Here is a 19,380-nt window from a genome sequence, read left to right on the forward strand (position 1 = left end):
CCTCGATCTGAAACTACTCATCTTGAACGCTCTATTTTATCCAGCTAACCCATCGATCTTTGTTGGCAGAAAGCCACCCTTCAACAACAACCTCGACGGATTGCCCTTCCAGATCGACTTTGGAGATCATGGCGCTCATCTCGGTATTGCTGACATTGAAGTTGGAAATCGCTTGAGCAGCACCTGGCCACTTTTGACTCAAACCTGCCCAGGCAACTTTCCAGATGGGGCCAGTAGGTTTGCCACAATCATAAGCCGCAGATGGATTTACACCGATTGTCGCGTCTTGATAGCAAGCAGCAGAGTAGGACGGAAATTCGATAAATTTGCCCTCATACTTGGCTGGTGCCCAATGAGGCTCATAAAGCCATAAGATGATTGGCGCTTTTCGTTGATAAGCCGATTCCAGTTCTGCAAACAAAGCCGCATCGGTACCAGCATGGACAACTTCAAAGTCAAGCTCAAGTGCCTCGACACGCTCTTCATCAAAACCGCCCCATGTTACCGGACCGCCAAGGTACCGTCCCAAAGGAGCCGTTTCTGCTGTTGAAAATACATCTGCACAGTCCTTGAGCGCTTCCCAGTTCGGTAGGCCGGGACAAGCCTCTTCCATGTAAGAGGGGTACCACCATTCCTCGATGGCAATCATGCCACTTTCACCAAGACTGACAACATTTCCAGTCTCAATGGCTTCATCCATTGCTTCCCGGCCAGTTGTCTCCCAGATCTCCATTGCAACGTGCAGATCACCAGTCTTTAGGCCCGCAAATTGAGCGATGTAATCCGCTTGAACATACTCGATGTTGTAACCAGCTTGCTTGAGAACCTCACCCATAATGGTGGTTGTGATGATTTGACCGGACCAGTCATGAGTGGTGATTTTGATTGGATCTAGTGACTCAACTTCAGCAATTGCTGAGCTAACTCCCCAAGTCATAACCAAAGCAATTGATGGAATTACTGAGTATTTCATTTGGTCCCCTCCCGCAGATGATCCAATTCATCCATCCGCTGCAAGAATTTGAACCCGACCCCAATCAACTCCAGCAACGACAACTTATCTTACGTTGGGGTATTTGCAGAAATCAACATAATGGCACAATAAAATCTACTAATACCGATTCAAAGTGTGTGAAAATGTGGCTTTATGAGGTGTTTTATGTTTTAGATTGGAGAGCTTAAGCCATGTCTATGCAGGATTAATACGGATTAGATTGAATGGAAAACATCAACAATCAGACACAACGTGAAATCCTGAACGCAATAAAAACAGCAGGTGGCACAAGCCGAATCGTCACACTTGCCAAGAAGCTGAAACTATCTGAAGAGACCATTCGAAGGAACATCAAACCCCTCGCGAAAGAAGGTCTGCTTGAGAAAGTCCATGGTGGTGTTCGCCTATTCGCTGAAGAGGACCAAGAGAGCAGTTTTCATGCGCGGATGCAGGAATGTCCGGAGGCAAAACGGAAAATTGCAGCAACTGTCGCCAGTATGATTGAAGACGGTAGTTCTCTGTTCCTTGATGTGGGAAGTACAACAGCTTTTATTGCCGAAGCGTTGCAAGACCATAAGCGCCTGATGGTTGTAACGAACTCGGTCGCAGTTGCCTATAAGCTTGCTACGCGAAACGACAATCGGGTTTTTATGGCGGGAGGTGAACTCCGGGCTCATGATGGCGGAGCATTCGGGGCAACCGTTACGAGCTTCTTTGATAACTTTGAAACAGATTACGCCATTCTGTCAGCAGCGGCGATAAACGCCAGCAAAGGGTTAATGCTGTTCGATCTGGAAGAAGCCCAGATTTCCCGCACAGTTATGAAGCATGCGAAATGTAAGATTGTGGCAGCTGATACCAGAAAATTCACCAGATCAGCACCCATCACTGTATGTGATCCAACGCTCATTGATGTGATTGTAAGCGAGAAAGAACCCGCACCAGAATTCCACCAAGCCGCAAAAATCTGGCAAGCAAAAATTGTTATCGCAGATTGAGAATGGCCAATACTTTTACAAGGAGCTTAAAGCGACACCAATTTGCTTGTTTCGGGAGTTTTTCTGGACCGTGCTTGACAAGTCAAATTTTCGCTGAGACGAAGGATTATTTTGTAGGATAAGAAAGTGCCCATGAATTGGGTGCTACGCTTTCAACTCTTGATGGCAGTTATCCTCGTTTTGTTGTGAATTCAATTGCTGTTTTAGCGAGGCGATGACTACCTGTTCGTGTTGATCAATAGACGTCAGATGTTGCTCTCTCTTTGAATCTCAGGATACTCATAGAAACTACCTGCGTGACTTTGACAGCGATGCTGGTTTACTGGCTGCAAACCAAGGCAGCGGATTGTGTATCCTCACTAGTTTGGTGTGGTGAGGGCATGTTTGCTGCAATCAGCTCGAACACACAGTCAGTTAAAATGATATTCCAAGTTTTTCCGTGGGTTGGATAACGTACTCTGGAAACTCTATTGGACTAAATCCATTCTTTTGTACTTGTTGTGCATTTTCCTAATACGTTATCAGACGACCAAACAGGCAACACATTGCTAGAGGTCTAACAAAGAGGGTACTCTTAGAAACTTACTGCATTTAGGATGGACTTAAATGGGGGCTCTTGCAAAACTCAATTCCACTACTAATACAATAAATGCGGAAATTGAGACAGTTTTTTCAATATGTGTAGGAGCGCCTAGCGGCCATGCATAAACTACATACTTAGATAGAACCTACACTATAATGATTGGTATGTTCTCTTTTATAAATATTTTTTCGATTATCGAAATTAATAGCGTTTCCCTCAATCACGGCTTGCTGGGCATAATACTAAATAAATGCCAGCTTAAGATTTGAGTTGCGGCGCTTCATTGGTAATTAGTTGATGATAATGGAACTATCTGATTATCGGAAAACTTGGATGATCAGTTTATAAAAATAGGTTGGCGCACGGATCGCAACTTCTGAGTTAAGTATAAGAATTACTTATATTGACATACATCTAATCGATTTGATTTCTGGATCTTATGCATTATGAAACGCCGGTATCAGAAAACAAGTATCCAAGTTTTTTTGACATAGATCTTTGATGGCGTTGGTTTTCTTAATATGGCATCGAGTTTTGTAAATTAGTGGTATTAGCAATATTGGCAGAAGAGACTTATATTTTGGACACGGTCCAGCTCAAATTGACTGCTGAACAAATTGGTCATCTGACAGATGTTCGGCAAACGCTGCATAAAGCGCCGGAAGCTTCTGGTGAAGAAGAACAAACTGGCCGCTTTATTGTTGAGCAACTCGAGCGGATTGGGGCTGATCGTATTGTTTCCGGGCTCGGTGGTTTTGGGGTGATTGCTGAGTATCGTGGTGCTGCAGATGGGCCAACTGTCATGATCCGCTGTGAGCTGGATGGGTTGCCGATTGAGGAGATCTCTGAGGTTCCTTATCGCTCACAAATCCCGGGTCGTGGTCATCTGTGTGGGCATGACGGGCACATGACGATGGTTCTTGGCGTAGCACATTTGCTGTCCGCGCGACGCCCGAAGCAAGGGCGTGTTGTGTTGATGTTCCAGCCAGCTGAAGAGACTGGAGCAGGGGCGGCGGCTGTGATTGAAGATCCGAACTTCGCAGAGTTCCGGCCTGATTTTGCGTTTTCACTGCACAATTTACCGGGACGCCCCATGGGAGAAGTCAGCATCTGCCGGGAGTATGCCAATTGCGCATCCCGCGGAATGCAGATCAACCTGCGCGGAAAGAGCTCTCATGCAGCTGCACCGGAAGATGGTTTTTCTCCGGCCTCGGCAATCTCTGTGTTGATGGAGCAGCTTGCGAAGCTGGGTGTCGGCGGGGAAATGAATGATCAATTTACACTCAGCACACTAACACATGCCCGTTTAGGGGAGCCAACGTTTGGAATTGCACCCGGGTTTGGAGAGCTGCGTGTCACACTGCGGTCCATCAGTGATGCATTGATGGAAGATATGATTGACCGGGCACAAGAAGCTGTCACGCAGGCAACACCTGATCTGGATGTTTCAATCACATGGCACGATATTTTCCTCGCCTGTGTCAATCATCCAGAAAGCCGTGACCAGATTATTCAGGCAGCGAAGCGGGTCGGCACCCCATTGAAGGAACTGGACTATCCGATGCGGTGGTCAGAAGATTTTGGCCGATTTGGATTGGATAGGACAAAGTCTGCCATGTTCTTTTTGGGCTCTGGAGAAGAGCAGCCACAGCTCCACAATCCTGACTATGACTTCCCGGATGAGCTGATCCCGATTGGGGCAGACCTGTTCGTTACGATCATTGATCAGCTTTTGGGTCTTGCTGATTAGAGCTCATCGACGAGCTTGTAGCCCCATCTCTCCCAGAGATGGGGCATTCGTTTTACCCCCAGTGGTCAGGCCTAATTCAGATAACTTCTGTCTTCCAAAGGCACTTTTTTGATTTCATCCCGCAAGATTTCAATAAACGCTGCCTCCGCTGCATTGTGCCGGGTCTTTGAGTTCGTAATGAGTGCAATGTCGTAGACCGGCAGGTCTGCAAAGTCGGTAATGCGCCATAAGCGCTTCGCCTCGACGTAAGGCCGGGCCACATGGACCGGAAATGGGCCGACGCCGACGCCAATCTCGATCAATCGGCGCAACTCTTCCAAATGATAGGACCGACCAACAGGGGAATGCTCAATGCCCAGCTTGTTGCGTGCCATGGCAAACTCACTCATTTCTCCGCCGGGTTCATCAGTGGGGAAAGTCACATAGGGCTCGTGGGCAAGCTCTTCCTTGCGAATATCATCACGCCCAAACAGCGGGCTGAGGCGACCACAATAAAGCGCAAATCTCTCACGGTAGATAACCTCATAGGTCAGGCCAGGTTGACGAGCCGTGGTGAGGCCTATTCCGCAAGACGCCGTTTTGCGCTTCACCTGCGTCACCACATCACCACTTGTTGCAACCTTGATTGAGAGCGTCGCCTTTGGGTGCGTCCTGTGAAAACGAACAAAAGCTGCATCAATCACAGGCGACTCTGCATGGGTTGCTGTTGCGATGGAAACGTGTCCGGTCACGTCCTCGCGCACGTCTTTCAGGACTGCTGCAATGCGCGACACACCGCTATAAATCTCAAGACATTCCTCATAGAGAAGCTGCCCCGCTTTGGTCAGAGTGAACTCACCTGCATTACGGTCTATCAGCATGCAATCAAACTGATTTTCCAATCGTTTCAAGGCATTGGTAATGGCTGGCTGTGTTAGCAAAAGCCGCTTTGCTGCTTTGGTAACCCCTTTCTCTTCAACAATAATGAGAAAGGTATAAAGCAAGTTCCAATCGAGGTTTCGACAGAAGCGTTCAAGAGAGGTTCGATTCATATGATATTACTCAAATTTATATCTACATTAAATATATGAACTTGCTTAATGCGTCTACTCTTGGTCCTATGAATTTATGCGTAGGTTGTTAGTTGCAGCAAAAAGGGGTAGCGCACACAACCAGCACTCGGCATACGCAAAAAACGATTTTCCGGAGGAGAGACACTTGACCAATTTCACAAAATTCGCAGTTGCAACTGCACTGACAATCGGACTGACAAGCGGCGTTTCTGCTGCAACCAACTTGAAGCTTGCCGGTGTTGTACCAGTGGAGCATTACGGCAACACACTGCTTGAGCAGATCAAGACTGATATTGAAGCTGCCAATGTTGATTTGAAAGTAACCGTGTTCCCGGCAGGCCAGCTCGGTGCGGGCGAAGAACTGTTTGAAGCTGCTGCACGTGGAAACGTAGATCTGGTGCATTCAGTGGTGTATGCGCACAGTGATCCGGTCCTTGAAATCAACTCTCTGCCATACCTTGTGAGCAGCTGGGATGAAGCCGAAAAAGTTTATCTGAACAAAGGTTCTGCCTTCAATAAGATCTTTGCGGAGCGTCTTGACGGCTTGGGTCTCAAGCTTCTGGCGAACGCACCAGAAGGGTTCATCGGTGTTGTAGCAAATGATGTGCCTGACAATGCAGGCAACACAGGCGACAAAGGCATGAACATTCGTGTCTGGAGCTCTCAGGTCATCAAAGCGACCGTTGAATCAATCGGGTTTAAAGCCACCACAATGAACTGGGGTGAAGTCTTTCCTGCCATTCAGGCGGGTACGGTTGATGGAGCGATCTGCTGTACAGCGCAGTTGGCTTACAGCGCATTTGCAACCTCTGATGTTGGCAAGGCCTTCATCCCGTATAACGCTGTAGTCGAAAACACCACCTACTACGCCTCCAGCCGCACGTGGGACAAACTCTCCCAAGAGCAGCAGTCAGCTGTCCAGTCAGCTTTTGACAAAGCCGCACGTGATTATGCCGCTTGGGGCCGAAACAACGAGGCACAATACGTCACAAAGCTTCAGGAAAGCGGTTATCAGGTTGTGACTATATCTGATGAAGACCGTGCTGCTATCGCTGAGAAAGTGCGTGCGGACGTATGGCCACAAATCTCTGAAATCGTTGGCAAAGACACCATCGATGCTCTGATGGCAGATAAATAAGCACAAAGACACCTATGCGAACGGGTGGTCTGTTGCTGCCCGTTCCTTTTCCTGAAGTTAAGCCAGAACTATGAGCATTCATGTCTGAACTCTCACAACACCTCTCACCAGGCTGGTCTCGATTTGTCGACCGTCTGGTAACGATCAAATCCTGGTTGCTTGCCATCGGCTGCATCATCATGGCTGGCACGTTCTTCCTCGTGGTGATCTTTCGCTATGGATTTGGCTCAGACCTGTTTGCCTATGAAGAATGGCTGCTGATTATCTGTTTCTGGATGTATTTCGCAGGCGCCGCAATGGGAACCTACGATGGCTCTCATGTGAATGCAGACTTGCTGACCTATGTGATCAAGGATCCACGCAAAGCACATGTACGGGCCGTCGTTATCGGCTCGATTGAGTTCATCATAGCGATGGCACTGGTTTACTGGTCCGCACTCATGATCATTGATGAGATCGACAGCTATCCCCGGTGGCGGGCAACAATTGCCCTTCGAATTCCGTTCTTTGTCCCACGCCTTGCCATGCTGGTCGGCTTTGCAACCATGGCCTTCTACAGCCTGCTGCATCTGATCGTGCTCGTCAAAACCGGCCCAGCCAAATCTGCGGCACAACCAAATGTGCAACAGCAAGATGATGTGTCGCTTCCACCGGTCATGCCAGAGACAACAAAAACAAAAGAGCCAGCACTATGATTATTCTGGGAAGCCTTATTCTTATCTGTCTCATGCTGGTGATTGGCGTCAGCGTCCCAATGTCCTTTGGCGCTGTCCTGCTATTTATCGCGCTCTTTGGCGGGCACGACGTCAGCGGCTTTATGCCAACAGGGCACTGGAAGGTGAGTTCACTGGTCCTGCTTGCAATCCCATTGTTCATCCTGGCTGGCGCAATCATGGAGCGAGGCCGCATCGCGGCGCCCTTGGTGTCTCTTGCCGAGTTAATGGTGGGCAACGTCCGTGGTGGGCTGAGTGCAGCTGCGGTTGTTGCAAGTGGTATCTTTGGAGCCATCTCTGGTTCTGCTGCTGCTACGCTGACCTGTATCGGCTCCATCATGATGCCGCATCTGCGCAAAGCCAACTATCCGGAAGGCATGGCAGCGGCGCTGATCGTGAGCGCTAGTCCCTTGGGCCTGCTTATTCCGCCAAGCTCCTCGCAAATTCTCTATGCCTGGACCACACAGCAATCCGTGCTCAAATGCTTTCTGGCAACCGTTATTCCAGGGGTCATCCTCATCGGGTTCCTCTGCATCGTGAACTTCGTGATGCTGCGGAATGTAAAGGACCTGAAGACCGAACGTGTGGGAGGCAAGTTCGCGTTTGAGCTGCGCACCAGAAGCTTCAAAGCTATGCCTGCGCTCTTGATGCCTGTGATCATTCTGGGTGGCATCTATGGTGGTGTTATGACGCCAACAGAAGCTGCCGGTGTCGCTGTGATCTACGCAATTCCGATCGGCTTCTTTATCTATCGTGGTCTTGATAGGGAGAACTTTTTCCCAACGCTGCGCTATGCCGGCACAACCATCGGCGTTGTTATGATGATGGTACTTATGGTGCTCATTGTCAGCCAGTTTCTGGTGTTTGAGAATATTCCGGCAATGGCAAAGGATCTGATTTACTCAGTTTCTGATAATCCGATCATTATCCTGCTGATGGTCAATCTGGTCATGATCCTCATTGGCATGCTGATGGATGATATCTCCGGCTTGCTGTTGTCCGCGCCGCTCTTGCTGCCAATCGTGCAAAGTGTAGGCATGGAACCGGTTCACTTTGCAGCGGTGCTTGGTGTCAATCTGGGCATGGCAAACATCACGCCTCCAACAGCACCATTGCTTTATCTTGGAGCTCGTGTGACGGACGCTCCGGTCAATAAGATGATGAAGCCGACGCTAATCATGATTGCATTCGCATGGCTGCCAACGCTGGTAATCACGACCTTTATCCCGCAGGTTGCGCTTTGGTTGCCAGAACTGGTGTTCGGCTGATCAGAGTTTGGCCTCAGCTCACTCTAATAAGCTGAGGCAGCTCTCTACTGTTACTTTCACATCGGCATATATGAAGATGGCAACACCAATGTATTCATCTTGGTGCGAGATTTCGTGCACCCAAATTGAAGCGAATTTAAAGATTGCGCTCGGGCTTTTGCCCGACAAAACCAAGTTCTGTGCAGTTGTCAAAGCAGATGCCTATGGACACGGTATCGCGAACGTCATGCCAATCATCCAGCGCAACAACGTTCGTTATGTCGGCATCACGTCAAACGCAGAAGCGCAGGCTGTTCGCGACACCGGTTACAAAGGTAACTTGCTCCGGTTGCGGGCAACAACGCGCGATGAGGCTGAAGCTGCTTTGCCTTTTCAGGTTCAGGAGCAAGTGGGCAGTCTAGAGGGCGCATTGGAACTTGCCAGTGTCCGCAGGAATGACAGCACACCTGCAAACTACCATCTCTCGTTAAATGCAGGCGGAATGTCGCGTGATGGCTTGGAGCTTTCCTCCCTAAAAGGCAAAGAGGTATGCCAGCGTATCGTAGATTTGCTGGGACCGCACATCATAGGCGTGAGCACTCATTTTCCCTCAAATCTACCTGCGGAACTTGAGGCGAGCATCGCGCGCTATCATAAGGACGTGGATTGGGTCGCTGCCAATACGTCTCTGCAGCGTGAGAACCTGCTGGTCCATGCAGGCAGTACGCTGACACTCGTCTCCTCATGCAACCCTTACACAGACATGATGCGCTGTGGTGCGGTGATGTACGGCATTGTAAAGCCAGAGCTTGGCTTTAAGACCACCATGACATTAAAGGCGAGAATAATAAGCCTTGGAGAATTCCCCGCTGGCAGCACGATTGGTTATGACCGTGCGACGGTGCTGAATGAAGACAAGCGACTTGCGACAGTATCATTGGGATACGCCAACGGGTATCTGCGACGCTTTGCAGGACTAAGCAGTGTGCTTGTTCAGGGCAGAAAACAGCCCGTTTTGGGGAAAATTTCCATGAACACCATTGTCGTGGATGTGTCAGATCTCACCAGCGTTGCATTGGGAGAGGAAGTGGTTGTGTTTGGTAGCCAGCAATCTGCTGAAATCACAACTCAAATGGCAGAGGCGTCCTCAGGCACCATCATGGCTGATCTTTATACAGATTGGGGTCAACGCAATCCGCGCGTCGTAAAACACACTCAGGATGTCACGAAGAAAGAAACGTTGCTCATCTGACTTCAGATAATCTCTACAATTGATACAAATACACCCGCCGGAGGGTCTCCGGCGGGCGTATCTCGTTTTGCGAGAATTAGTTGCGCGGGGACAGGTGAAGACCTGCAATTGTACAGCGTACAGAACCGCCAGCCAGCTCAAGCGTTGGGATGGCAAGCGGCACCAATGTTGCTGTCGCTGAGATCCTGTCGCGTTGCTCTTCTGTCAAAATATCATAGGCAGTTTGCGAAAGTGCGAGCAGGGGGCCATCCTTGCCCATCAGTTCGATTGCATTTCCGGCAAATCCTGAGATCTGAGCATTGCTCAGCTCAATCACATCCCGACCTGTGGCTTCAAGACGTGCCACAACTTCTGAGCGCCGCGCCGTATCCGTGATCATGTCTGTACCGATCAGCGCAAAGTTGGTTCCAACACACATCAGCACGTTGGTATGATAGATCGACGTGCCCTTATCGTCTTCAGCTGCAAACACCATCGGCTCAAAGTTGAAGTGCGTGCAAAAGCGTTCCAGCGCGATTGGGTTGGTTCTGTCGCTCTCCACCGCATAGGCAACACGATCAATATGATCGAGCACCATTGCGCCAGTTCCCTCAAGATAAAGCCCGTCCTGCTCAAGGCCGGAATAGTCGATGACATCCTGAACACGGTAATCGGATTTCAGCATTTCAAGGATGTCGTGACGACGCTCCAAACGGCGATTTTCTGCCTTCATCGGAAAAATCGCAACGTGTCCGCCAGCATGGGTGGAGAACCAGTTGTTCGGGAAAACACAATCTGGAAGTCCCGGAGTATCTCCCTCAAACACATGAACGCGCACACCGTGAGATTCAAGCTGCTCCACCATTGCAGTATGCTCATCATAAGCCTGCTTAGCGTGCTCTGAATCTGTTGTGATCTCAGCCTGAAAAGCGTTGTCAGCAGCAGTCTCCGCATTCACTGAAAAGTGGTGCGGGCGAACCATGACGACGGCGCCGGGCGCTTGAACGGATGTACGGTTCATGCAGCGCCTCCGCTTTCCGGTTCTGCACGCATTACCATGCCAAACAGGTCACGCGGATCATCAGGATCGGCCAGCATATCAAGATCATGGTACAAGCCTGTGCCCTTAAGCTGGTCACGAACGTAGCGAAGGGCGGAGAAGTCCTCAGTTGCAAAGCCTACACCGTCAAACAGCGTGATCTGACGCTCGTCTTTGCGGCCCTCTGCCTGACCCGTGATCACTTTCCAGATCTCAGTGACAGGGAAATCCTCAGGCATCTGCTGAATTTCGCCTTCGATGCGCGTCTGAGGTGGATACTCAACGAAGACATCCGAGCGGGTCAGGATGCCACTGGCAAGCTCAGTCTTGCCCGGGCAGTCGCCACCAATCGCGTTGATATGTACGCCAGTTCCAACCATATTGTCGGAAAGCACGGTGGCATTCTGCTTGTCGGCGGTGCAGGTGGTGATGATCTGTGCGCCAAGAGCCGCTTCTTCTGCGCTTTTGCAGGACTGCAAGGTCAAACCGCGACCTTCCAGATTGCGCATGAGTTTTTCGGTCGCTTTGGGATCAACATCATAAAGCCGCAGGGTTTTGATCCCGCAAATTTCCTTCATCGCCAAAGCCTGAAACTCCGACTGCGCACCGTTGCCGATCATCGCCATGGTATGAGCATCTTTAGGAGCAAGGTATTTTGCCACCACTGCTGAGGTCGCTGCTGTGCGAAGCGCTGTCAGCACGGTCATTTCAGTCACAAGGACAGGGTAACCGGTATAAACATCTGCCAGAAGACCAAACGCAGTAACAGTCTGCAGGCCTTCCTTAGTGTTCTTTGGATGCCCGTTGACGTATTTGAAGCCGTATGTCTCGCCATCCGAGGTCGGCATCAGCTCGATAACACCTTCTTTGGAGTGGGAAGCCACCCGGGGTGTCTTGTCAAACAGCTCCCACCGACGAAAATCTTCTTCGACGTAGTCGGCGATGCCCGAGAGCATTTTCTCAATGCCAATGTGATGGACCAGCTTCATCATATTGTCGACACTGACAAATGGAACGAACGCGAGTTCTGACGGGGCAGGGGCTGACATGAGCTTTCCTCAAGTAATTACAGTTTCCCTAGTATCAACTGTGCAAATTGCAAAAAACATATCAATCTTGCTAAGTATGAGAGATAGTTTTTGACAGATTGCTAGGTTAATTTTATATTATTGCTAAACTTATGGGTTGAGAGCACTTATGAAGCAAAACCATACGGCGAAACATATTTATGATGAACTCGACCGGCAATTAATCAGCCTTTTGCGTTTGGATGGCCGTGCTCCAGTCTCCAAACTTTCACAGATTATGGGCGTCTCACGCGCAACAGTACAAACACGCATGGACCGGCTGCTGGAAACAGGCGCTCTGCTTGGTTTTACGGCACGAGTGCGTGAAGATTATGACAGCGGCGAGATCCGTGCTGTCATGATGATTGAAGTGATGGGACGCAACACCACCCAGGTCATCCGCAAACTGCGCGGTCTGCCTGAACTGCAAGTCCTTCACACCACCAGCGGTAAATGGGATCTGGTCACAGACATCCGCGTCGAAAACCTCTCAGAATTCGACCGCGTCCTGCGTGAAGTCCGCCTTATCGAAGGCGTCATGAACAGCGAAACAAGCATCTTGCTGTCCAGTGTTTGACTGCTAGCAACTTGCCTTGTTTGGGTTCCTAATTGATCCGCAACAAGCGTTTAAGCTTAGTTTGGAATCCGCCGCGTTTCTCTTTTCGCGCTAATTCCTCTTCAGAGATGAGAAACGTTACTTGCACCACATAGCGTTCGCCTTTGAACGAAGGATGGCCATGCCAGCTTGTTTCTGAGCGTTTGAATGCGAACACGTTCCCAGCGAGTGGAGAGACTTCCTCTGCATAGTCGCCCATGTCAGTGTCTCCATTAAGGGCACGAATGGCACCGCCTGCGGCGTCATCCCAGTCTTCATTGAGATAGATGAGCATGGTGCATATCTTGGATTTGGAATCGTTGTGAATACGGCCATCACCGTGTTTGGACAAGCGTCGCACAGTGATCATCCGTGGCTTGTCCATAAGATCCAAACTGAGTTTTTCCGAAAGAATTTCAGCCAGTTCCGGTTTATAAAGATCATCTACAAGCTGCTTGAATGCGCCAGTCGCTTCAAGTTTTGACAAGGGCAGATACCCAGTTTGTTTGATGTCCGGATAATCACGACGAACATCAGCAGCTTGCTTCTTGGTCAGTACATTTTCCCCCACCAGATACTGGAAAGGAGTTGTACGAGTATTGGAGTCTCTGAGAGCATCGAAATTGATCATTTTCCAACTTCCCTGACGCAGCAAAAAACAAGTGGTAGCTGTAGCACAGGTTAGAAAAGCCAAAAATTCTCAGTTCTGAGTGCAGAAAATTTGAGACTGTAATTTAAATGGTAAAGGATCAAATCGACCAGAGAGATCTCTTGAGTTGATTTGGCTGTGAAATAATAACTCATTATAAAAAGTCTGTTCTATGCGCCAGATTTCTAAGATCTGGAGAACAAGTGCATAGGGAAATGCCATTTGAAAGAAATCCTCCAGTCAAATGGCATTGCAGTCTTTTTATAGATGCCATTCAGCGAGACCGATGCGTTCTGAGCTGTCTACCCGCAATGTGATGGGTTGGCTGTCCTTGTCGTGCATGAGGACCGTATCCGCCCCCACACATTCAGTGAGCATGATTACGATGTTTCCTCGTGACAAACTGTCTGTGTGAATTGTTCCACCCGGAAGCATTATTGCTTTGCCATCCGGAACTTTAATATTGGCCAGCGCAAACTGGTCGTCTTTGATCTGTTTGCCCACGGTAATAACGATCTCGTCCTGATCTGACGAAGCCATAAAGATATGAGGAAACTCATGTCTTTCGACGAAAAACCCATTGGCTTCTTCGAGAGAATATTGGTGGTTTGCTGGTGTAATTTGATATTCAACGACGTTGAGGTCACACTTATCGAACTTCACCGGAACGGTTTCGCCTTTATCAAAGACTTTCACGCCAAAGGCTTGTGTTACATCTTCGAATGCAGGCGATAATTCCGTTACCATCGGAATTTCCAGTAAGACATCTGCACAGCACAAACACCCAGATGCTCCAAACACGTTTCCAGGCGCGGCGATGCTGACTGTGTTTGCATCATGCCATGTCCCTTCTATGACAGAAAAGGCGCTATCGGGCAGTGAAGACAATGATGTTTTCGTCTCCAAGATACTCTGGTGAGTGCCCGCGACCGTTTGTGAAGGAGAAGCCGGTGTAATGTGAGGGGCACTTCGATTAATAACCACATCACTCCCCGGTGGGATGATACTATGAAGAGCGTTGGTTGTGACAGCAACTTCATTGTTGACCACACGGTGTATCGATACAGCCGTTAAAGAGCTCTCTACTTTCTGACTTGAGAGCTCTGCATTGTACTTGGCTGTGATTCCGACATCATTCAGGCGCCGTTCCTGATAATCTGGCAGCTTTATGCTCTTATCGGTAGAGCTTGAACTCACCGCATTCTGTAGGTTTGCTTGTACCTGCGGCGTTGATGTTGCAAGTGTGACTGGCATCCTGGTTTCTTCTCAGAAATTGCAGGACTGATGAGCCCTTTTCTTGAAAAAGGTACTCATCTTTGTCCTGACTTGATTGAAATGAACATGCTGCATCGTGCGGTCACGTCTGCATCAAACAGACTGTGACCGAGCAATCAGCGGTTTGATGAACTCAGGCGTTATTCAGAAAGCGCCTGCAACTCAGTTTCAAACTGCGTACGTTCTTCTGGTGTGAAACCGCGTAAGTGGTTGCCATCTGTGCGTTGCGCGATCACACTAGCGACGAACTCGTTGGCTTTGTCCGCAGGAATGTCCGGATAGTTTTGAGCCACATAAAGGGCAATGGTCTGCTGATCTTCGTTGAAGTTGATGCCACCTGGTGTCGTGATCTGTTGTGGTTTGAAGCTTTCAGTCTGTGCCGCAATGTTCAGCTGTGCTCCACCAATCAGGCGTGGATCTGCAACTGTTGCTGGCTGTGTGCGGCTCAAGCCTTGCGCCAACAGGTCTGACACGCGGATTGGTTTAGCCGTACCACCCAGATCGTTTGCCGCTTTGCTCCGTAAATCGAAGGTATGCAGCAGCTCATTAACGTCGCTCAGAGATTGCTCAACGTCGGTTGCTTTAAGTGCGCTTAACAGTGCAGCCTTCTGGTCCTCATATTCGCCCGGTTTTTTTAAACCGGAATCAGGCTTCAGAAGCTGTTCAAATGGCTTTGCATCCAACAGAGCTGGGAAATGTTCTGTAGCCAAAGAACGGAACTCAGGATTGTTCTCAAGGACAGCTTCAAGCTGTGAGCTGTAATCTGCATCAAGATAATTGTGTTGGATCCCACGGCTGGACTGCATCGCAGCAGCACCGACCACTTCCAGACCTTCAGTCTTGGTCGTACCTGCAACTTCCAGACCCACCACGTGCTGCCAGGCCCCACCGGAAGAAAGGTCACTGAAACGCTGGTTGACGTCGTAGACTGGCTGCAACTGTGAGGCCAGTTCTCTTTCAAGGATCGGGACTTTCTTAGCTGCGCCCTCAACCACTTCGGTTCTGCTGGTTCCGCCACCGCGCTGACCGACTGCATAGACCAGGTAGTCTGCTTCAAAGTCTCCACCATCTGTGCTGATGGTCAAGGGGCGATTTTCACCAGCAGAGACTTTGTTGATCTGCTGATAACGGAACACAGTGCCGCCATCAGAACGGTCATTACCCGCTTCCTGTGCCGTAAAGGTGGCCTCAATACCAACAGAGCGCACATCCCACGTCAGCGCTACGCCAGGCTTTTGATGAGGCTGCATCATCCAGAAGATGTTTTCCTTATCAACGCCGCGTGTTGAGAGCTCCATAATCGCATCTGTACCCGCATTCGGGCCCATTACCGCCACAACACGTCCGGTCAGGTCTCGTGTGCCTGCTTCGTTACGCTGGAACTGATCCAGATCCAGACAGTTGGCAGCATTGGGGTGACCAGACTTTCTGAAATCAGCCACTTCCGGCGGGACGTGATGGTACTCGTAGTCTGAGCGTTCAATGCCGGCGCCTGTGGCAAGGATGACCTTCTTGGCCAGAAGCGGCTCGCTATCTGCATCAGTCTGCACCTTATAAAGACCAGTCTCGTTGTCTCGGCTGATCTGACGGACCTCAGCATCTAGGATGTTCCCACCAGAAACCTGATCGATGCGTTGCGCATTGAGCTGAGACCACTCCTGTCTGTCAACCGGGTCCAGGCAAGAGGATGCAATTGGTTCATCACCAGGGTTCACCAGTTGCTGTGCCTGGTTGATGCATTGAGTGTAATGGCCTTTTTCATAACCTCGTGCGCCAGCCCATGGATCATTTTTGCCAACTACAAGCACGTTGTTCTTCGTACTGTCCGCAACAATAGAGCAATCACACCGTTTCAGACTGGTGAGGTAGGCTGCTGCCGATGTGCCTCGCCCGACACAAATCAGATCATATAATGATTTGTCAGCACCAGCGTTTCCTTGCGTCGTTGCGAGTTGATCTTTGACAGCGGACTGCGTTTCAACGGCTTTTTGTTGATGCGATTGCAGCGCCGGGTGAGGAGAACTCGGCGCCGGACTGCTTGTTGTGTCAGCCTGTGGTGGGATGTTGGCAGGTGCAATTGTTGGTGTCGTAGAAGTCGCTTGCGGGATGGTCATCGGCGAAGCCCTCGTTCTTATGGGGATCAGATTTTAAGGGAGTTTTGGGGAATTTCTGTTGCGAGCTCCTGTGTAAGGAGAACGCCAGCTTTCAAAAGCTCCCTCCAACCTTGCGCACGTTCTGCAAACTCAGAAAGGGCAGCAAAAAGGTCGTGACGAGCCAACCCATTCATCGGAATATCCCAGAGGAGGGTGATGGTCTTGTCTGTATCTGCCAACATTGCAAACCGCAGGCTACCGGTGCCCGCCCAAGACTGATTGACTTTTAAAAAGTACTCCAGCAGATCAACCCGGTTCTCTTCTGGTATTCCGCCCAACTCCGCACTGATGGCGAGGGCATGTCTGTCTTCTTCCAGCGTCGCAATCACGTCCAAACCTGACGTGAACTGAAACAGCCAACTGTCACGTGCCGGATCCGCAAACACGGATGCATCAACGAATAAGTCACTCACTTCCGTGACGAGTTTCGATACTTCACTCGTACCAACCATAGTTTTCCGCCCTATGTCTTGCCGCCGTCCACGGCCTTATGTCTGCGCAAAACATTAGAACAGGTAGCAAAAGGCGATTGTGCCGATAGGCATAGCTCACAGAGGTGTGATGGAGTTTGAGGGGCCGATGCAACCAATATATATTTGAAGTACATGTTGGTATTTTGCTGCAAATAGACAAGCGTATATTTATCTTCTAAGCATAGTAATATTCTATTTTTTGAGAATAGCTTTACTGTCGTTAATCTGTGTTTCGTGCCATAACATAGTTAATCCAATTAGATTAAAGGTGTTTGAGTGAAAAATTAAATAGAGATTTTAAAAGACTATGCCATTTGTGGGTTTTATACATATCGGGATTTATTTTTGATCAAATAGCACTTCAAGTGGATAAGTTGGATGGTAATGTCAGGTAGAATTTCGGAATAAATGAAAACATATCCGTCTAACGCTTGAAATTTAGTTCAAATCCTTCAACAACCGGCCATGTTTCCTCGTTTGCTTAATGACTTCTCCGAAGGTGTTGAAGCCGTGGGAGGATAGGAGGGGGAGGAGTTTGCAGAGGGCTTGGGCGGTGGCCTGGGCGTCGCCGAGGGCTGTGTGGCGCAAAGCTATGGGGATTTCTATGCCAAGGCGGGTGCAAAGGGCGTCGAGAGTGTGCACCTGATCTGCGCCGAAAACGACCGCAGACAAGAGGACCGTATCAAGGATCGGATGGTCCCAGGCATGGCCGGACAAGTGGCCGTATCGATGTAGGAATGCCATGTCGAACGGAGCATTGTGCGCGACAATGACGGAGTCTTTGGCGAAAGCATGGAACTTAGAAATTGCAGTGATCGGGTCTGGGGCATTTGCCACCATGTCATCTGTGATCCGGTGAACTCCGGTTGAGGCAGCCGGAATGGGTCTGCCTGGATTGACGAGTTGGTCCACTGTTTCACCGGGAATGACACGTCCGTTGACAACCCGCACGGCCCCAATCTGGACAATGTCGTCCTTGTTTGGCATGAGGCCAGTTGTTTCTGTATCGAAAACGACGAAGCTCAGATCACGTAGTGAGCGTTCCTCAATTTCCTTTTCAAAATGGTGCTGGGCCGCTTCAAAATCATAAATCAGAGGTCGCGGGGCCTCTGGTGCGATGCGGGCGGTCGCATCGTCAATCAGGATCATGTAGCCCGACATCCCTCTGAGTTTTTTAAGGCGCAATTGAAAATTGAGGTTGCCACGGGCTCCTTTCACATCAACAGCAATTTCTGTTTTCAATTCGATCAACTGATCGTAGGCAGCGCGCACCTCTTCCTCGATAAAATAATCAAAGATGGATGCACTCAAACGTGGAACATGAACCTGCCCAAGAATGTCTGCGGCTTGACCGTCATAAAGCATGATTTTGTGCGTAGAGCTGACGAGCACGATGGCGACGGGGATCTCAGTTAACAGCAAGGCCAGCTGCTCGCGCTCGCTCGCCAGCTGCGCCGTTGCATCAGAAACCAACTCATCAGTTTCTGCACTGTCATTGGTTAAACGCCAGGCAACCGCATGAGCCGCAGGCGCAAGGTCACCAAGGTATTTCGCTTCTTCAAAATCAATTGAGGCATCAACATTAGCATGAGCTGTCGTGCGGATGGCAGCGGAGAGACGTTGCACTGGTTTGGCAACATTTTCGTCAAACAGAAGCCAGATGCTGACTGAGATCGCAAGAAGACCGAAAATGGATAGAATACCGGCCAACAGGAAGCCTGAGGCCGGTGTTGTTTCTGCAATACGGGTGTATCCAAAATAAAGCGCAGCCCCGACAACGGCACAGCTTGCTGCGGCAACACCCGCGAACAAGAGGAAAATCCGAAATCGTAAACTGAGGCCTGTTAACATTACCCCGCTCCGCATATTGTTGAGGTGATCCTGTCATTTTCGGGCACTGACACCCACTGAGCCCCAGAGATGCTTCCACCTTCCTCAAAAATGATACCGTCAGCCAATGCTGCCCGTCGGCTGGTGGCGCAATCGGTAAGCACAGGAAGCTTGTTCACCGGAGACCAGCGGCCAAAGAAGTAAGCTTGCGCCAGTTTCATGCCCGGCTGCTCTGGATGTGTCTGGATCGTAGCAGTATCAATCGCGACAAATCTTTCCGTGAAGGGAAACAGATAGGTCCATGGACGATAGAAGGCTTTGCTTTCTACAGTTTCAGCAACCACTATGCCATCAGGGAGCGTATCTTTGGTGCGCGAAAACCAGCTGTACTCGCTGGAGATTGTTGCCAGCAACATGGCAGCACCGGCAGCAACCGGGGCAAACCAGCGCGGCAAACGCCCACCAAGAACATGATTGATCAACATCACAAGACCAGCTCCGGCAACGCCTGCAATGAAGGTCCCGATCAATTCAAGAAACATGTTATTCCTCCCAGGTGACTGTGGTCGCTTTTGTCTCGCCACAGCTTTGAT

General features: G+C 49.7%; 17 protein-coding genes. 7 read left to right on the plus strand and 10 right to left on the minus strand.

Translation table 11 applies throughout. From position 1 onward, the window contains the following. Window positions 1-31: 31 nt before the first annotated feature. Window positions 32-973 carry an ABC transporter substrate-binding protein gene (locus PsW64_RS21610; RefSeq protein ID WP_063304905.1) on the minus strand — a complete coding sequence of 314 codons (942 nt, stop codon included), beginning with the start codon at window positions 971-973 and terminating at the stop codon, window positions 32-34. Between the two features lie 245 nt (window positions 974-1,218). On the opposite strand from PsW64_RS21610, the gene PsW64_RS21615 reads away from it, so the two are divergent. Beyond that, a complete protein-coding gene (locus PsW64_RS21615) occupies window positions 1,219-1,992 on the plus strand; it encodes a DeoR/GlpR family DNA-binding transcription regulator (RefSeq protein WP_063304906.1) in 774 nt (257 codons plus the stop codon). Window positions 1,993-3,155: 1,163 nt separating this feature from the next. Continuing rightward, a complete protein-coding gene (locus PsW64_RS21620) occupies window positions 3,156-4,325 on the plus strand; it encodes an amidohydrolase (RefSeq protein WP_244277322.1) in 1,170 nt (389 codons plus the stop codon). Between the two features lie 71 nt (window positions 4,326-4,396). Here the strand turns inward: PsW64_RS21620 and PsW64_RS21625 are convergent, their stop codons facing one another. Continuing rightward, on the minus strand, window positions 4,397-5,356 hold the full coding sequence (locus PsW64_RS21625; protein WP_063304907.1) for a LysR family transcriptional regulator: 960 nt from the start codon (window positions 5,354-5,356) through the stop codon (window positions 4,397-4,399). 166 nt (window positions 5,357-5,522) lie between these two features. Between PsW64_RS21625 and dctP the strand changes: the two genes are divergently transcribed. From dctP to alr, 4 genes are all read left to right on the plus strand, one after another. Further along, window positions 5,523-6,515 (plus strand): TRAP transporter substrate-binding protein DctP, encoded by a 993-nt coding sequence (gene dctP / locus PsW64_RS21630; protein WP_063304908.1) that lies wholly within the window; start codon window positions 5,523-5,525, stop codon window positions 6,513-6,515. 80 nt (window positions 6,516-6,595) lie between these two features. Beyond that, complete coding sequence (locus tag PsW64_RS21635; protein WP_063292004.1) at window positions 6,596-7,210, plus strand: TRAP transporter small permease; 615 nt, start codon at window positions 6,596-6,598, stop codon at window positions 7,208-7,210. Next, entirely contained in the window at window positions 7,207-8,496 is a 1,290-nt protein-coding gene (locus PsW64_RS21640; protein WP_057465183.1) for a TRAP transporter large permease, read from the plus strand. Before PsW64_RS21635 ends, PsW64_RS21640 begins: the two co-directional genes overlap by 4 nt. An 88-nt stretch (window positions 8,497-8,584) precedes the next feature. Continuing rightward, window positions 8,585-9,727: an alanine racemase gene (gene alr / locus PsW64_RS21645; protein ID WP_208980918.1), complete on the plus strand. Its 1,143-nt coding sequence runs from the start codon at window positions 8,585-8,587 to the stop codon at window positions 9,725-9,727. Window positions 9,728-9,803: 76 nt separating this feature from the next. On the opposite strand, the gene ctlX is transcribed toward alr, so the two are convergent. Together ctlX and PsW64_RS21655 are read right to left on the minus strand one after the other, a co-directional pair. After that, window positions 9,804-10,727: a citrulline utilization hydrolase CtlX gene (gene ctlX / locus PsW64_RS21650; protein WP_063292007.1), complete on the minus strand. Its 924-nt coding sequence runs from the start codon at window positions 10,725-10,727 to the stop codon at window positions 9,804-9,806. Continuing rightward, a complete protein-coding gene (locus PsW64_RS21655; protein ID WP_063304910.1) occupies window positions 10,724-11,794 on the minus strand; it encodes an ornithine cyclodeaminase in 1,071 nt (356 codons plus the stop codon). The genes ctlX and PsW64_RS21655 overlap by 4 nt, the downstream gene beginning before the upstream one ends. A gap of 148 nt (window positions 11,795-11,942) precedes the next feature. On the opposite strand from PsW64_RS21655, the gene PsW64_RS21660 reads away from it, so the two are divergent. Then, window positions 11,943-12,389 carry an Lrp/AsnC family transcriptional regulator gene (locus tag PsW64_RS21660; RefSeq protein ID WP_057465180.1) on the plus strand — a complete coding sequence of 149 codons (447 nt, stop codon included), beginning with the start codon at window positions 11,943-11,945 and terminating at the stop codon, window positions 12,387-12,389. 28 nt (window positions 12,390-12,417) lie between these two features. Here the strand turns inward: PsW64_RS21660 and PsW64_RS21665 are convergent, their stop codons facing one another. The 6 genes from PsW64_RS21665 to PsW64_RS21690 all read right to left on the minus strand — a co-directional run bounded on the left by PsW64_RS21665 (window position 12,418) and on the right by PsW64_RS21690 (window position 19,329). After that, complete coding sequence (locus PsW64_RS21665; RefSeq protein WP_208980919.1) at window positions 12,418-13,038, minus strand: 2OG-Fe(II) oxygenase; 621 nt, start codon at window positions 13,036-13,038, stop codon at window positions 12,418-12,420. 279 nt (window positions 13,039-13,317) lie between these two features. After that, on the minus strand, window positions 13,318-14,310 hold the full coding sequence (locus tag PsW64_RS21670) for a hypothetical protein (RefSeq protein ID WP_063304911.1): 993 nt from the start codon (window positions 14,308-14,310) through the stop codon (window positions 13,318-13,320). Window positions 14,311-14,471: 161 nt separating this feature from the next. After that, the gene (locus PsW64_RS21675; protein ID WP_063304912.1) at window positions 14,472-16,445 is read right to left on the minus strand and encodes a hypothetical protein; all 1,974 of its coding nucleotides are present in this window, start codon (window positions 16,443-16,445) and stop codon (window positions 14,472-14,474) included. A gap of 26 nt (window positions 16,446-16,471) precedes the next feature. Further along, complete coding sequence (locus tag PsW64_RS21680; RefSeq protein WP_063304913.1) at window positions 16,472-16,936, minus strand: type III secretion system chaperone; 465 nt, start codon at window positions 16,934-16,936, stop codon at window positions 16,472-16,474. A 459-nt stretch (window positions 16,937-17,395) separates the two neighbouring features. Next, complete coding sequence (locus tag PsW64_RS21685; RefSeq protein ID WP_063304914.1) at window positions 17,396-18,808, minus strand: 3'-5' exonuclease; 1,413 nt, start codon at window positions 18,806-18,808, stop codon at window positions 17,396-17,398. Beyond that, complete coding sequence (locus PsW64_RS21690) at window positions 18,808-19,329, minus strand: hypothetical protein (protein WP_057462084.1); 522 nt, start codon at window positions 19,327-19,329, stop codon at window positions 18,808-18,810. Before PsW64_RS21690 ends, PsW64_RS21685 begins: the two co-directional genes overlap by 1 nt. Window positions 19,330-19,380: the final 51 nt, after the last annotated feature.

The sequence above is a fragment of the Pseudovibrio sp. W64 genome, assembly GCF_001623145.1.
Taxonomy (GTDB): Bacteria; Pseudomonadota; Alphaproteobacteria; order Rhizobiales; family Stappiaceae; genus Pseudovibrio.